Raw genomic sequence first — 15185 nt, 5'->3', positions numbered from 1 at the left:
GTGAGCGTTGGTTTTTCACCGCCTTTGTCAACGACTCTGCGCTAATCGGACGATGGAGACGCCTCGGCTTCGGCGGTGGGGCTGGACGTGTGGCGTATAAGACCGCTGATTTTGGCGAAAAGGGCGGGGATGGATACATTGAATATCCAGTACACGGATGGTATTACCAGCAGCGTCAGGAAGGTCGAACTTACTAAGCCACCTATTACGACTGTCGCCAGTTCTGCGCCGATGATGCCGCTTTGGGTTGTGCTCAGCGCGAGCGGGATTAGCGCGAATGTGGTCGTGAAAGCGGTCATCAGGATGGGTCGTAGCCGAACGCGACCGCCCTGTATTAGCGCGTCATACACACTGTAACCGCGCGCTCGTAGCTGCTCCACGAAGGTCAGCAGCACGATGGCGTTCGTAACCACGATACCTACCAGCAGCAGGAATCCCATCATCGCGGACAGGCTCAGCGTGCGCCCGGTTACCAGCAGCGCGACGAGTGCGCCCACGATGGCGAGCGGCAGGCTCAGCACGATGATGAACGGCGTTCGCAGCGCACCCAGAGTCGCCACCATCACCAGATACACCAGCACGATGCCCACAGCCATCGCCAAGAACACATCCTGGAAGCCCTCGGTTATCTGCGAGAATATGCCACCGATTTTCACCTCGACACCCGGCGGCACATATACGTCCGCGATTGCGCGGCGCACCGCCACTCCGACCGCCTGCGTGTCTTCCGCGGTTATGATGCCCGTTATCGTGGCGGATCGATCGTTGTCGAAGCGGCTGATGCTCAGCGGCGCGATCTTGATGGCTATATCCGCGATCGCGCCCAACTTGACCTGCCCAAGTTGGCTCTCGATTGGCAAGCTCCGCAGCTTCTCGATGTCGTCCACATACTCACGCTTGCCACGAAGGATGATGCCCAGCGTATCGCCGCCGATGTCCATCTCCGACACTTCCCTGCCGGTTATATACTGCGTAACCTGCGAGCCGACGAACAGGGCGTTCAAGCCATATTCGCCTGCGCGAACGGGGTCAACATCCACGACCACCTCTTCGCGCCCCGTTGATATGCTGCTAGCGACATTGATGATGCCGTCGATATTGGCAACTTCATGCTCGATGCGCCGCGTAACATCGGATATGTCGTTGAAGTCGCTGCCCACGATGTTGATTTCCATCTGATCGGACGGAGGTCCCCCGCTTAAGCCCTGTACCGTGATGGACACATCCTCGCCTCTGTCGGGCATCGCGTTTCTGACGAGTTCAACGATGTCCGGCGGCACATCTTCGTGCAGTCGCGCGAACACGCCGCTGATATGGAACCCACCCGCGCCCGATGAGCCGAATTCGTCCGCCGGCGCGCCAAGTGTGCCGCGATACACCATGATGTACTCTTGCTGTACAAATCCGTTCAGAACTTCTTCCACGGCGAGCATCTCTTGGTACGCGCGGTCAACAGATGTGCCGACGGGAAGTTCTATGTTAATCGTCATGTATTCCGGAGTAGCGCTGGGGAAGAATGTTATCGGGATTACCGTCAGCAGCCCTAGGCTTGCGCCGACCGCGAGTATCGCCGCCACAATCGTGACGAACTTGTGCCGCAGCGACCAGCGCAATACCGGCAAGTACAGCCGCTGCAAGAACCGCGAGCTTGCCGTGGAGCCGCCTACGGACGCGATGTCGCCCTGCCGCAGCAACACCGCGCCAAGCACCGGCACGGCGGTTATCGCCACCAACGTAGACGCCAGCAGCGCAAGGCTAACGGATATGGCGAACGGGCTGAAGAACTCGCCCACAATGCCCGGTATGAACGCCAGTGGTATGAACACTGCAACCGTCGTGAGCGTGGACGATATAATAGCCGCGCCAACTTCGCGCGTGGCGGTCAGCGCGGCGCTGACACGCTCCTCGCCCACTTCGATGTGCCGATACATGTTTTCCAGCACCACGATGCTGTCGTCCACGACCCTGCCCACAGCGATAGCCAAGCCCGCGAGCGACATGAAGTTCAGCGATATATCAGTGAACGACATCAGTAGTACGCCGGTGATGACGCTGAGCGGAATCGACACTGCCATGATTGCCGTAGGACGCAGCGCGAGCGTCACACCGCGGAAGAACGACGGGCTGATGTTCAGCAGGAACAAGAACACGACCAACACCGCAAACACGAAACCGAGCGTGCCCTCACGCAGCAAGTTATCCAGCGACTCACGCACGATGGGCCCGTCGTTCGACAATTCACCGATTTCCACATACTCCGGCAGCACACCGGATTCCAGTATTTCGTCCATCACGGCGGTCGCCGCTTCCGTTACATCAACAGTGTTGGCGTCCGGATCCTTGATGACGACGATGCCGAGCGCAGGATTGCCGTTGGTGCGTGTTATCGTCTGCTGCCGCGATGTGGTCAGTTCAACTTCCGCGACATCCGACAGGAATATCGGGCGCTTGCCGAGCGGCGACTGCCCTTGCGGCTGTGCGACGCCCGTCTGCTCGAAACCGACAGTCAGGTCGCGCAAGTCCTGAAGCGAGCCGAACCTACCGTCCGAGCGCACGGTGTACGTCGTGCCGCGTGTGTCTATGCTGCCCGCCGGCAGGTTGGTATTATTACCGCTTATCGCGTCTGATATGGCACCCAGGGATATGCCGAAATCTTCGACCTTTTCCGCATCCACATAGACATCAATCTGCTCGTAAGACCGCCCCAGAACACTCACATCCGCAACGCCATCGACCTGATTCAGGCGCGGCACGATGATGTCGTCCGCGATGCGCTGCAGCGTAACGATGTCCGAGTCGCCGGACATCGTGAACTGTATGGCGGGGAAAACATCGCTGTTGATACGATTGATCGTGGTGAAAGCATCGTCCGGTAGCGTAATTCCGTTGATAGCGCTTTCGAGATCGCGCTTGGCTTCATCCATATCCACATCAAAGTCGAATGTGGCGATGGTGACGGACTGCGTATCGGTCGAAGTGGACTGAATCTCATTCAAGCCCGTCATGCCGGTGATGGCATCTTCGATGGGAACGGTAATCTCGCGCATCACCGTCTCCGGGTCAGAGTTTGGCAGGAAGGAAACGATGAATATGTTGGGAAACTCGATAGCTGGGAAGAGTTCCCGCTGCATGTTGGTGTAGGTGTATATGCCAGCCGCGAAGACGAGGATGATGCTCAGTATGGTTACGGATCGCCTGCTAAGCGCGAGCCTAGTAATGAAACTCAAAGGTGGGGCTCCTTACGAGTGGAGTAAGTCAACATTGCACCCATCAACTATAACAAATCTCAGTCTCATGTGTGGTGCGCTCTGCCCACTTACTTACACCGATGGACAGGATATGCGGCATGATGTGCGGTGATTTAATCCTGTCTATCTTGTATATCGATGTCAATTATGCCTTTTAGACGATGCCCAATAGGTATAGAATATCCTGAACAAAATTTGACGCTAATTTCAAGTATGGAGCTTCAGCCTTGCAAAGACGCATGCCGCGAAGAATCCACACATTCGACGCCTTCCTGAACCCCAACTATCGCCTGCTGTGGGTGAGCAACTTCTTCGCGTACATCTCGCGCTGGATGCAGATGACGATGCTCGGCTGGTTCGTGTTCGAGGAGACGGGAAGCGCCTTTCTGGTTACGCTCGTCGGATTTTCGGGGATGGGTCCTCTGGTGGCGCTGGGCGTGTTCGGCGGTGTGCTCGCGGAGCGGCTGGACAAGCGCAAGCTGCTGCTTGGAACGCTATTCGCAAATCTGCTCGCGGCTGTGGGGATGGCGGCGCTTATCTTCTCGGACCTCATCTTTTCCACGAGCAATGTTCAGTATTGGCATGCGTACCTGGTGATGCTGGTCGGCGGCATAGGCTGGGGACTGGATATGCCCTCGCGCCGCACCATCGTGCTGGATGTGCTCGGCAGGGCGCGCGTGAACAACGCTATTGCGCTCGACTCGGTGGGCATGCACTCAAGCCGCATGATGGGGCCATTGATTGGCGGCGGTCTGATAACCATAAGCCAGCTCTTGTTCAGCGAGGGCTACGGTTTAGAAGCCGGTTACGCCATGACTCTGATATTCTTCATCACATCGGCGATAATGATGCTGAATGTGAAGACGCCGGCACATGAAGGCACGACCGCCCTACAAACCGTCAAGGACATTTTCAGCAACACGGTTGTGTTCAAAGAACTGGTCGAGGGCGTTCGCTATGTTTGCAGCGAGGCGACGCTGCTAGCGGTGGTGTTGATAACCGTATTTATGAACCTGCTGCTGTTCCCATACCAGCAGCTCATCCCCGTCATGGCGTCGGAAGTGCTGCATGTAGGACCAACGCTGATGGGGTTGCTGCTTGCGTTTGAAGGGCTGGGCGCCCTGACGGGTTCAATTGCGATAGCCTCGGCATCCAACCTTACGCACCATGGTCGGGTATATCTATTCGGCTCGATGGCGGGACTGACAATGCTGCTGGCGTTCTCGTTCTCACAGTGGTACGGCGTGTCGCTCGCGCTGATGCTGCTGCTGGGATTGGGGACGGCGGGGTTCGGCGCAATGCAGGCTACGATAATCCTGCTGGTGGCGCGCGACGACATGCGCGGCAGAGGATTGGGCGTAATCACGCTCGCAATCGGAGCGGGGCCTATTGGCGGGCTGATTCTCGGCAGGATGGCGGACGCGATAGGCGCGCCAATGGCGATAACGATAAACGCCGTGCTGGGACTGATTACGGTAGGACTTGTAGGCTTGCTAGTGCCGTCGCTGCGAGGGCGGATGACATCGGATTCGGAGGCTGAGAGCGCGGAGGCGTCGAGGGCGCAGCCTGCAACCGCTGGTGGGGGGAATTGATACACATTCAAGTAACTCTGTGCGAACTGCGGGAAACTACGCACAGTATCAGATATTGACATTTGTGCACAATTGTTACATACTTACCGTGTAATCGTGAAGTGTCAAATCTTGTACACTACTGATAGTCGTTGGGAATTAGTGGAAAAATCCATGATTGGTTCCTTTGAAAATAGAGCTACTGAAGATCTTTATCATGGGCGCCCATCCAGCAGAATACGACGTTTCCCACCTGACATACAAAAGACTGCCCTGAGAAAACTGGACTTGATAAATACTGCAAGTGGATTTGAAGATTTAAGAGTTCCGCCAGGAAACCGACTTGAAGCACTGCGTGGAGACTTAGAAGGCTATTATTCCATTAGAGTCAACGACCAGTGGCGGATAGTGTTTCGCTGGGAAGGAAAAGTTGCTGACGATGTATCGTTAGTCGATTACCATTGAGTTGCTTGATTGTCTGAGGTGAAGTCATGACTTTGATTCCTGAAAATCGTATCCCTACACATCCGGGCGAGATGCTTCTTGAAGAATTTTTGAATCCTATGGGGCTAACTCAGGTTGTTCTCGCGAAGCACATGGGTGTTTCGGTACAGAGAGTAAATGAGATTGTGCGCGGCAAGCGGGGAGTTACAGCCGAGACTGCGTGGCTACTCAGCGATACCTTTGGCACGACGCCTGAGTTCTGGATGAACTTGCAAAGTGGATATGACCTCGCACACAATCGACAGGGGAGACGTGCAGAGCCTTTGTACGCACAGGCGGTCTAGTCATTTCTACAAGACGGTATGTATGTTAGGTGGATGATTCGCTAAGAATAATCGCGCTCTCATCCAGCAGCATGACATACGGCTCGCCGAACTGCTCCGAGTTGTCGATGCTCCACTCTGCAGCGGAATTGGCGGGCTTCATTCGGATGCCCCAGTCGCCGCCAAAGACTAAGTGCACAACCGCCTGCCCGGAGTCTGACACCGGGCAGTACATCGCCGCGCAGGGCGTGCCACCGTTGTCGCTACTCCAGCCGGTTACCTGATATTCACCGGGCGCTCTGCCGGGTTCGTCAAGCACGACGCGCGTCACCGGCACGGCGTCAGCGTGCGGTTCGTACAGCATCAGAGGCATGTACTCGCAGTTGTCGTTCTCATCGACTTCGATGTAGATGGATTCCGGCATGCGCGGCTACTCGAAAGTCTTGCGGAAATTATACAGCGTCATCTCCGGCTCCACAGGCGCTACGGGCAGGTATTCCCGCTCTTCAATCTTCGCCACGATGAGCCACGGGCCGTCTTCATCCAACGCCTGCCGGAACACCGTGGCGAACGCCTCTTCGTCCTCGACAGTCGCTGTCTTCGGGATGTTGCAGCTTCGCCCGACCTGCTCCAAGTCCGTGCCGAACGCAGTGTGCGTGGGCTGCGCGCCCGTTTGCCCCCACATCTCGTTGTCATAGACGATGACTATCAGGTTGCGCGGCTGCTCCCTGCCGATAGTGGCGAGCGTGCCCATGTTCATCAGCAGGCTGCCGTCGCCATCCAGCGATACGACCTTTTCGCCGGTGGAAAGTGCCATTCCCAGCGCCATGGAAGAGCATAGCCCCATCGACCCATAGCCGTAGAAGTTGCGGTGGCGTTCGGGCGCGATGTGCCACAGTTCGTCAGATGTCGGGCCTAGATTGGTGACTATCGGCAAGTCGCCCGCGTTTTCAAGCAGCATTTTCGTGGCGGAAAGCCTGTGCAATTTCGTTGCCTCCGAAGTGAGCGTTTATCCGTGATTTTAAGCCTTAACAACCGCGTAAATCTCACTGAGCATAGTGTACTGGACGAAATGCCTTACGCCATCTTGCCGCCGTGCAGGAGCGGGGTCATGCACAGCGCAAGTGGCTGTCGCGAGGCGTAGCAAAGCGTGAGCGTGCCGCTGATTCGCCTGTACAGCCTGTCGTCGCTGTCGTATGTGTAGTGCGGGATGCCCAGCACATCGAGAATCGGGCGCGTGGTGCGTCCCATAGTGACCTGGGCAAGATTGAACTCATCGACCTCGCCGCGCAGGTTGATGAACATAGGCAGCGGGATGCGATACGGAATGCACAAAGACGCGATGGCGTTGATGCAATTGCCGAACCCGCTGGACTGCATAAACACCGCCGCCCGCCGTCCCGCCGCGTAAGCGCCGGACGCAATGCCGATAGCCTCTTCCTCGCGCGTTGCCGCCACGACATGAAAGTAGTCGTCCTCTTCCAGCAACTGCGTAACCTGATGAATGCTAATATCCGGCACAAACGCGATCAGCGAAATCTCCGCATCCTTGAGCGCTTGCACAATAGTCTCAGCCCAGTTCATGGTGATTAGTCTCTCAGTTTTTCAGTCGATAGGTCTGTTTGTCAGGAGGCCGCCTGATTAAGTTGATTAAGGTTGTCGTCTTCATAATCTTTGGCTATTGTCTCAGCGAGCCTCAATACTTCCTGCTCAATTTCCTCTGGTGCAGGAAGAGTGACCTTATGGCGATTCCGTGCGATTGTGTCGAATTGCGGCTCAAACTCGGTCCGGACGAACTCGATGAGAGCGTCGTCATTGTCGGCTTTATTTGTCTCCTTGTACATTCGGCGCAACCATTTCTGATTTACGGTATCCTTGATTTCTGAGACGATGCGTTCAATTTCATCCTTCGTAAGTAGGTACTCAAACGCGAGCAACTGCACTTCCTGTTCAATTGCCACGACGAGACGCTTTGAATCGTCATCGACTACCATATCGACAGCAGCCTTAGTTGCGAAGTGTCCCCCTGTTCCAGCCACTAGCCCGCATAAGAGTCCACCCACAATTCCGCCTACAGTTGTGCCAACGCCGGGCATTATAGCAGTTCCGACTGTCGCACCCACACCTGCGCCTGCCATCCAACCTCCAACTCCACAGACAACTCCGGTAACGTTGACAGTAGTATTCTTTATGAACTGCCGCCAAGATATTGAACCGGCAAAAGCAGCTCTGTAAAAGTCAGGAGTACACGCTGCAACGGTTGCAACCGTTGCGGTTATTGTGTTAGTTCGAAGTAACTTTGAAACATGGTTTACCGCCGCAGCCCCATAGACCGATTTCCCTAATGAACCAGCGGCTATACGATGGATAGCCGCTCGTCCCATGGTTGTGTGCGATACAACCTTCACTCCGCTGCGAACCGATACGACTCCGACTGCAGCAACCTTCGTCCTTAGCACCTGCGCCGCGACGACGCCAGTAATAAACGAATTGGCACCAGACGCTAGTCCAGATTGTATAGAGACTTTGACTGCCTCTTTTACACTGGAGCCATTCCATAGACTCCAAGCGAAGTTAATCGCAAACGAAAGCCCGAATGCCGCCGAAGATGTTACGGCTTGAGTCTTAGCATCAAATATCAGCGAATCAACATTGCCCGCCCGTGCGATGTTTCTCGCCTGCTTGTAAGTTACCGTCCCGGGCTTAACTAATTTCTCCGCGTCTGAAGGATTAGTAATCCCTGGCACTTTGCCCTGCGCGATACGATCACGCATCAGATTTAGGCAATCTTCATACTGGTCTTTCGGAACTTCAAGAACTTGTCTCGCATATCGGTAATTCCCAGATTTTGAGTCGAATGCAGCTGCGATAGTTTCGGATGCGTTCTGAAAATACTTTGACTGAATGGACGTTCCATTCACTACACGGTCTGCACCGTTCAGTTCGTTCGACTTCCCTACAACTTCGGCTTTTTTGCCACGTAGTTGGTCGGCGAAGTTATTCGCATCTTCCGCCACAAAACCATGTCCGCCCTTGGTATGATACTTGGAGATTTGCGTCTTCTCCAAAGACTGCGCCGTAAGCGGCGCAGATAGCACTTCATTTACAGTATTTTTGTTAGTGTTTTTGGATGTGGATTTATCCATTTAACTCACCATGACCTCTAGCATCGAAAGTGGGCATTATTACAGATGGGTTCATGGATTATATCCCCATGATATTGTACCCCGTGTCCACATGCAGCACTTCGCCGGTGATGCCGCCGGAGAGGTCGCTGCACAGGAACAGTGCCGCCTTCGCCACCTCGTCGGTGGTGATGTTGCGCCGCATTGGAGAGCGCTCGGCGTGGATGCGCTTCATGTCGCGGTAGTGGCTGATGACACGCGAAGACAGCGTGTCGAGCGGGCCGGCGGATATGGCATTGACGCGCACATTCTGCTGCCCGAGATCGGACGCCAATTGCTTGACTTCGTTCTCCAGCGCCGCCTTCGCCGTACCCATGATGTTATAGCCGGGGAAGACGCGGCTCGCCGCCTGGAATGTGAGCGTCAGGATGCTGCCACCATTCTGCTGCATCAGCGGCGAGCCGTAGCGCGCAATCGGCAGCAGCGAATACGCGCTGATGTCTAGCGCAAGCCGAAAGCCTTCTCTGTCGGTGTCCACGAAGGGACCGCCGAGGTCTTTGCGGTTGGCGAACGCGATGCTGTGCACGATGATGTCGAGCGAGCCGAACTTGTCCCCCACCGTGTCGAACGCCGCCTTTACGTTGTCATCGTCGCTAACATCGCATTCGATAAGCGGCGTATCGTCCCAATCTGCCACGAGTTTGGCAACGCTGTTCTTCACGCGCTCGTTCTGATACGCGATGGCAAGATTCGCGCCTGCTTCGTGCAATATCTGCGCTATCGCCCAGGCGATGCTGCGGTGGTTGGCGATGCCGAAGACGATGCCGTGCTTGTCCGAAAGGTCGATTGGGTACATGCTTGCGCTCCGATATTATTATTTCTTATCTTATTTCTACGCTGGACGCGCCCGAGTCGATTGACAAGTATATTCTATTTGCCAACACTTCGAAATCCGGTGAAAGGTAAAAGTCTCCCTGCTTCCGAAAGCGACCCTGGTCGATGGACAGGGAGCCGGCGGCGGTGTCGGCATCTATCCTTGCGCCCACGCCTTCGGGGATGATTATAATCAAGTCGGCGGCGCCAATGTCTATGTCGGCGTTGACATTGCCGGTGTCTGAAGGCATGACGATTTCGATGTCAGCAGCGCCTGCGTCAATCGATAGGTCGTGCACTTTCAGCCTGCTGAGGTCAAGTGTCATTTCAGACGCGCCGGCGTTCAGGTCCAGGAACATGGTGGGGCTAGGCGATAGTGACACGTCCCAGATGGCACGGTCGTTAATTCGGAGAAAGCCGAAGTCGAAATCTCCATTGGAGATGTCCAAGGCTGCCGAGCGTTCAAAGCGATTCACCGAGACTTCCGCTTCTCGTCCTTGAAAGTCAGCCTCGACCAAATTCGGCGAACCCGGCGGCAGCGAGTCCAATCTGAGTTCGCCCGCGCCGAAGTTTATGTTCACGCCAACGCTTTCCGTCTCACCCAACAATTCATGAAAAGAGCCGATCTCTTCAGTACCGTTTCGGAATCCGTTGATTGTGAACGCGCCGGAGAATGCTGCCAAAGCTATACCTACTGCCAGTACAGCCGCAATGAGTACACTCGCGACCCAAGGCATGCGCGCGCCGAGAATGATGTTTATGCCTATGGCGATGAGCAGAATGGGCCACAGACGCCAGATGATTGCCCACAAGTTCCACGAAAGAACTCCGGTTGTTTGCATAAGGAGCAGGCCGCCGAGCGCGATGAGCAGCACGGCGAACAGGGGGAAGCCGCCTGTCCATCGCCGGCTAGTCATCGCCCCCTCCCATGAAGCGCCCGAATATAAGCGCCGCGCCGATGCCGATGAGTATCAAGGGCCAGAACACATCCCATCGCCACCAGCTGAAGATGCCCAGATTGGACAGCAGGAAGATGCCGCCAAGCGCGATTAGCATTAAGCCCAGCAGCTTGCGGCCCGCAGTCCATCGTCCTTCGTCGCGGTTGCGCGGAACGACTTCTGCCGCGTCTTCCGGCAAATCATCCGTGTTCTCATCTGCCGCCTGCGAGGAATGACCGGATGCCGTTTCATGCTTGGGCATGATTATCGCCAGGGCGATGTAGGCGATAAGCGCCGTTCCGGCCGACGCCAGCACTAAGATTACCCATACCGCCCTCACCAGTGTCGGGTCTATGTCGAAGTATTCCGCCATGCCGCCTGCAACGCCGAACAGTATGGAGTCCCTTTCGCTTATCCGCAGCCTCTTGGTATTCGTTTTCATAAGGACCTCCTTTCGCTCGCGTGCCTAGTCCGTGACTTGCAGGCTGCCCATTGTTACACTGCCACTGATGATGAGGTCGGGATTGCCGCTTTCATTTCGCTGGGAGCGCGTGTCTTTCACCTCGCCCATCGTTGCGGCGTTTGCAACCTGTACACTCCAATCTATGGGGATACGAACCTTAACCTCACCCATAACGACAGAAACTTCAAGGGTTGCGGGCTTGTCCACGATTCTGGCATCACGCATATCAAGGGTGCCGCTGCCCATGACTACATTGATGCTACCACCATGAAAATCGCCGGAGATAATTCTGTCCTGAGAGCCGACTACCGCGTGTAGCGTGGCGTCATCTGCGTCCTGTGAAGTGGATACATCAACATCGATTATTCTTGATGAGGAGTTGTGAGGATTGGAAGAGTTGCGCCGTCTGCGCCTTCTCCTTTGCAAGCCGCCGCCAAAAATGAGGATGCCGACTGCGATGAGTGCGACGGGCCAGTACCGGTTCCAGCTGATGTCAAATCCGAGTTGGCCCAGTTGAAGGAAGGCACCGATTGCAATCAGCGCGATTGGCCAGAACAGGCTGCGGAATCTATTCGCAATGAGACGCCAAACGCCATAAAGAATAATCAGCGAGGGCCACCAGTCCAGCAAGCGGTTCAGATCTGCCACGCCTGTGCTGTTCAGCAAGAACAGCAAGCCTATGCCAATAACTATTATCCCGAAGAGAAGGCGGTTTGTATTCATAGTAGTTTCCTGGTAGTTTCCTGAAAGACCTGGCGATAAGGACTACATTGCCTGCCAGTAGCGCTTGCCTTCAACCCGCACGAGCGTGCCGAATCCGGGCGCGGGGAAGTGCCCGGATATGAGCATAGCACTCTCGCTCTCGATGCGCTCAAGCAGGATGCGCCGAGACTCTGCGGAAATATCGGGCTTGGAGTCGGCTTGCGGGCTCCAGTGTGTCTCTTGCGCCTGAGCGCGCGCGTGGATGGCGTCGCCGGTGATGACGGCGCGCTCACCCTGCGACGATATTAGGAAACTTGTGTGTCCGGGTGTATGCCCGGGTGTGGGCAGCGTGGATATTTCGCTTGTTATCTGCCGCTCGCCCTCGAACAGTTCCAAGATGCCCTGTTCCTGTAGTGGCAGCACTTGCGCGGAGATGTACGGTCGCCTGCGAAGCGCGCCGCGAGTGAACACGCGCCAGTCGAGGTTGTTCACCCAGTATCGCGCGTTGGCGAAGGTGGCTTGCGCCGCGCCGCTGCGCTCGACTTCGCTGTCCTGTTCACCGTCGTCGTCGTACATGAAGTTCCAGCCCACATGGTCGATGTGCAAGTGCGTGATTCCGACGACATCCACATCGTCGCGGCTGATGCCCTTCTCCTGCATGTCGGTGAGCAGCCTGCCCATTTCGAGCGTGTCCAAGTGTCCGCTGTCCAAGCCCAAGCCGGTGTCGATGAGCACCGTCTTGCCCTCTGAGCGCAACAGGAAGCAGCCGAGGTTCATCACCATTTCGCCGTCGGGCGTTAGGTCGGCACTGTACGGCTCCCACGCTTCTTTCGGAATGCTGGGAAAGAAATCGGTCGGCGCAAAGCGAATGCTGCCGTCGGACAGCGCGAGTATTTCGACATTGCCGATTGTCGTCGTGTAATCAGGCATAGACCTTGACCTCCGCGCCTTCGATGGCGGTGTGATAGTGCGGAACGATTTCGTTGCCCAGGATTTCGAGCTGCTCTTGCATCATTTCGGGCGGGCACGCCGGCCGCATGACGAACTTCTCCGCACCCGCATCGATGTACTCGTCTATAAGCTCGCGTATGACCTCAGGCTTGCCGAATGACGAGAACTCGCGCCAGTGCACATCCTCGCGGCGGCGCAGCATGTAAGGCGTGGCGATGCGCTCCGCTTCATAAGCGTCGTCCGCGATGTAGAAGCTTGTCAGGACGCCGTAGTGGTCTTCTTCGATGTCGTTGCCGTATTCGTCCGCCCAAGTGGAGATCTTATCCACGCCGACTTTGACCTCATCAGGCGTCGCCTGCGAGACGAGCCATCCGTCGCCGATGCGTGCGGTGCGCCGGAGCGCGGGTTCGCTGCGACCGCCAATCCATATCGGCGGCATGCCGTCGGGCGGGAAGACGGGCTTGGGCTGAATGGTTACATTGTTGAGCGTAAAGTGCTTGCCGTGGAATGTAACATTGTCTTCCTGCCAAAGCAGGCGCATCACCTGGATCGCCTCTTCGGTGCGGCTGACGCGGCGGCTGCGAGTCGTGCCGCACGCTTCATACTCGGTAGCGTCTTCCGTGCCCAACCCGACGGCAGGCAGGCTGCGACCGCCCGAAAGGAAGTCGAGCGTGGCGATTTCTTTCGCGAGTATGGTCGGATTACGCAGAGGTAGCGCGATGACGCTCGTGCCGAACTTTAGATTCTTCGTGCGCGCGGCGGCAAAAGAAAGCGCGACTATCGCTTCCATATTCATAAGCGGCGAGACGATGCGGTCGCTAAGCCAGACGGAGTCGATGTCCAGCGCTTCACAGGTATCCACATATCGCCAAAGATGTTCAGGGTCGTCGCTCGGAAACGGCCACCCGCCAAATCCGACGCCAATCTTAATGGACATAATGCGCCTCTACTTGTGCCGTGTGTGGGTTAGTCGGTTAATCAGTGAAGTAGTCTATCTGTCAGATTGCTAGCTCATGTATCGATTATTTGCGCGCGGTAGGTTCTTATGCCGTGTTATGTGTGTTATGACTGCGCCACGAGCGCCATCCAGACGATTGTTAGCACAAATATGAGACCTAGACACCACGCCCACCATGTCCGCGCGACCGTCAGTATCGATATGCGGTCGTCCTGATTTTCGTCCGCGCGGTCTTTGTGATCGTGAGCATCGCCGCTCGGCTGAATATCACTCATTTGAGATTATATGAGATTATACTACTTTCCATAAATCTTATTCGCCTCCACGCAATTTGCTGGGGTAGGGCACAATTACCGTTTCTCCGCTCCCTTTACCCATCAAGGGGCGATGGTTATGCTGAGGGTGATCTGGCGTAGGCTGAACTATGCCCTACCCTAAAATTGCATGCTGGATATAAGCATCTCCAAGTTCACACCATCCGACTGAACCGCGTCGGGCTGAAATGATCGATAAGCTCCGGCTCTTCGCCGGTGATATGCTCTGCCATCAGCTTACCCGTTATGGCGCTTAGCAGGATGCCGCTGCGGAAGTGCCCGGTGGCGATGTGCAGCCCCTGCCAGCCCGGCACCGCGCCAAGCATCGGAGCGTCGTCGGGCGAGCCGGGACGCAGTCCGGACAGCGCCCAGTTCAGGCTGGCGTCTCGCAGCGAAGGTATTATCAGCTCGCACATGTTCATTATGCTCTGAACCGCACCGGCAGTAACGCGATTGTCGAAACCCGCTTCTTCCACGGTCGCGCCAACCACCACCGTGCCGTCGTTTCGCGGCGCGAGCAAGCCCCAACCGCCGTGAACGACCGCGTTGATGTTCCCACTGACCGGCTTCAGGTTCAGGTTGACACCGCGCACGGGACGCACAGGCACATCGCTGCCCAGCACTTCCGCGATGGATGCTGTCCACGGGCCAGCCGCGATAATCACATGGTCTGCGGACAGTTCTCCGCTGTGGAGGCGGACGCCGCTGATCCGCAGACGGCTGCGCACCAAGCCGATGACCTCCGTGTGTTCGCGCACGGACGCGCCAAGCCGCTGAGCGGAACGGGCGTATGCCGTACTCAGCCGCTGGTTGTTCACGCGGCACACCTCTGGCATGAATAGCGCGCCGGCAATGTCTTCACTGACCAGCGGCTCCATCTCGCGCACCTTCTGCGCATCCAACCACTGCGCTCCGTTGACGAACCAGCCTAGCTCTGCCGCTACTGCCTGCTCGTAATGCGCCTGCTCTTCGTTAAGCGCGAGTTGGAGTTCGCCACACTGCGCGAGTTCGATGTCCACGCCGGACGCCTCCGCGAGTTCCGGCGCGAGTTCGTGGAACATGCTCAAGCCCGTGTTCACCAGGCGCGTGTACGGGTCGTCAGGGTTGCCGTAGGAATGTGACAGCACGCCTGTCGCGGCATTCGTCGCTTCCATGCCAATTTCGCCTCGCTCTAGGATGGTCGTGGCGACACCTGCCTTGGCGAGGTAATACCCTATGGCGCAGCCGATGACGCCGCCGCCGACTATGATTGCGTCGGTAGTCGTGGTCGTCATA

Annotated in this window: 14 protein-coding genes and 1 pseudogene; 3 read left to right on the top strand and 12 right to left on the bottom strand. The window is 56.4% G+C overall.

Annotated features, from left to right (window positions below):
* Positions 1-41: 41 nt before the first annotated feature.
* On the bottom strand, positions 42-3227 hold the full coding sequence (locus F4X57_00540; protein ID MYC05667.1) for an efflux RND transporter permease subunit: 3186 nt from the start codon (positions 3225-3227) through the stop codon (positions 42-44).
* A 260-nt stretch (positions 3228-3487) separates the two neighbouring features.
* Here F4X57_00540 and F4X57_00535 point away from each other — a divergent pair, with 260 nt between their 5' ends.
* The 3 genes from F4X57_00535 (at position 3488) to F4X57_00525 (ending at position 5607) form a co-directional block, all read left to right on the top strand.
* Entirely contained in the window at positions 3488-4840 is a 1353-nt protein-coding gene (locus F4X57_00535; protein ID MYC05666.1) for an MFS transporter, read from the top strand.
* Positions 4841-4993: 153 nt separating this feature from the next.
* On the top strand, positions 4994-5284 hold the full coding sequence (locus F4X57_00530; GenBank protein ID MYC05665.1) for a type II toxin-antitoxin system RelE/ParE family toxin: 291 nt from the start codon (positions 4994-4996) through the stop codon (positions 5282-5284).
* Between the two features lie 26 nt (positions 5285-5310).
* A complete protein-coding gene (locus F4X57_00525) occupies positions 5311-5607 on the top strand; it encodes a HigA family addiction module antidote protein (protein ID MYC05664.1) in 297 nt (98 codons plus the stop codon).
* A 25-nt stretch (positions 5608-5632) separates the two neighbouring features.
* Here F4X57_00525 and F4X57_00520 read toward each other — a convergent pair whose 3' ends face one another.
* From F4X57_00520 to thiO, 11 genes and pseudogenes are all read right to left on the bottom strand, one after another.
* Positions 5633-6010, bottom strand: a complete 378-nt coding sequence (locus F4X57_00520) for a hypothetical protein (GenBank protein MYC05663.1) — start codon at positions 6008-6010, stop codon at positions 5633-5635.
* A 6-nt stretch (positions 6011-6016) separates the two neighbouring features.
* On the bottom strand, positions 6017-6571 hold the full coding sequence (locus F4X57_00515) for a sulfopyruvate decarboxylase subunit beta (protein ID MYC05662.1): 555 nt from the start codon (positions 6569-6571) through the stop codon (positions 6017-6019).
* A 92-nt stretch (positions 6572-6663) separates the two neighbouring features.
* A complete protein-coding gene (comD, locus tag F4X57_00510; GenBank protein MYC05661.1) occupies positions 6664-7170 on the bottom strand; it encodes a sulfopyruvate decarboxylase subunit alpha in 507 nt (168 codons plus the stop codon).
* A 143-nt stretch (positions 7171-7313) separates the two neighbouring features.
* A pseudogene (locus tag F4X57_00505) lies at positions 7314-8732 on the bottom strand (hypothetical protein).
* A 58-nt stretch (positions 8733-8790) separates the two neighbouring features.
* Positions 8791-9567: an enoyl-ACP reductase gene (locus F4X57_00500; GenBank protein MYC05660.1), complete on the bottom strand. Its 777-nt coding sequence runs from the start codon at positions 9565-9567 to the stop codon at positions 8791-8793.
* Between the two features lie 25 nt (positions 9568-9592).
* Positions 9593-10501 (bottom strand): hypothetical protein, encoded by a 909-nt coding sequence (locus F4X57_00495; protein MYC05659.1) that lies wholly within the window; start codon positions 10499-10501, stop codon positions 9593-9595.
* Positions 10494-10964 carry a PspC domain-containing protein gene (locus F4X57_00490; protein MYC05658.1) on the bottom strand — a complete coding sequence of 157 codons (471 nt, stop codon included), beginning with the start codon at positions 10962-10964 and terminating at the stop codon, positions 10494-10496. The genes F4X57_00495 and F4X57_00490 overlap by 8 nt, the downstream gene beginning before the upstream one ends.
* Before the next feature lie 24 nt (positions 10965-10988).
* The gene (locus F4X57_00485; GenBank protein MYC05657.1) at positions 10989-11708 is read right to left on the bottom strand and encodes a hypothetical protein; all 720 of its coding nucleotides are present in this window, start codon (positions 11706-11708) and stop codon (positions 10989-10991) included.
* 42 nt (positions 11709-11750) lie between these two features.
* The gene (locus F4X57_00480; protein ID MYC05656.1) at positions 11751-12617 is read right to left on the bottom strand and encodes an MBL fold metallo-hydrolase; all 867 of its coding nucleotides are present in this window, start codon (positions 12615-12617) and stop codon (positions 11751-11753) included.
* Complete coding sequence (locus F4X57_00475) at positions 12610-13575, bottom strand: LLM class flavin-dependent oxidoreductase (GenBank protein ID MYC05655.1); 966 nt, start codon at positions 13573-13575, stop codon at positions 12610-12612. Before F4X57_00475 ends, F4X57_00480 begins: the two co-directional genes overlap by 8 nt.
* A 490-nt stretch (positions 13576-14065) precedes the next feature.
* Positions 14066-15184 (bottom strand): glycine oxidase ThiO, encoded by a 1119-nt coding sequence (gene thiO / locus F4X57_00470; protein MYC05654.1) that lies wholly within the window; start codon positions 15182-15184, stop codon positions 14066-14068.
* Position 15185: the final 1 nt, after the last annotated feature.

It is taken from the genome of Chloroflexota bacterium (assembly GCA_009840355.1).
Lineage (GTDB): Bacteria > Chloroflexota > Dehalococcoidia > Lucifugimonadales > JADFKI01 > Bin90.
Note: the sequence above shows the minus strand (reverse complement) of the source record. Positions and strands in the feature narration are given on the sequence as shown.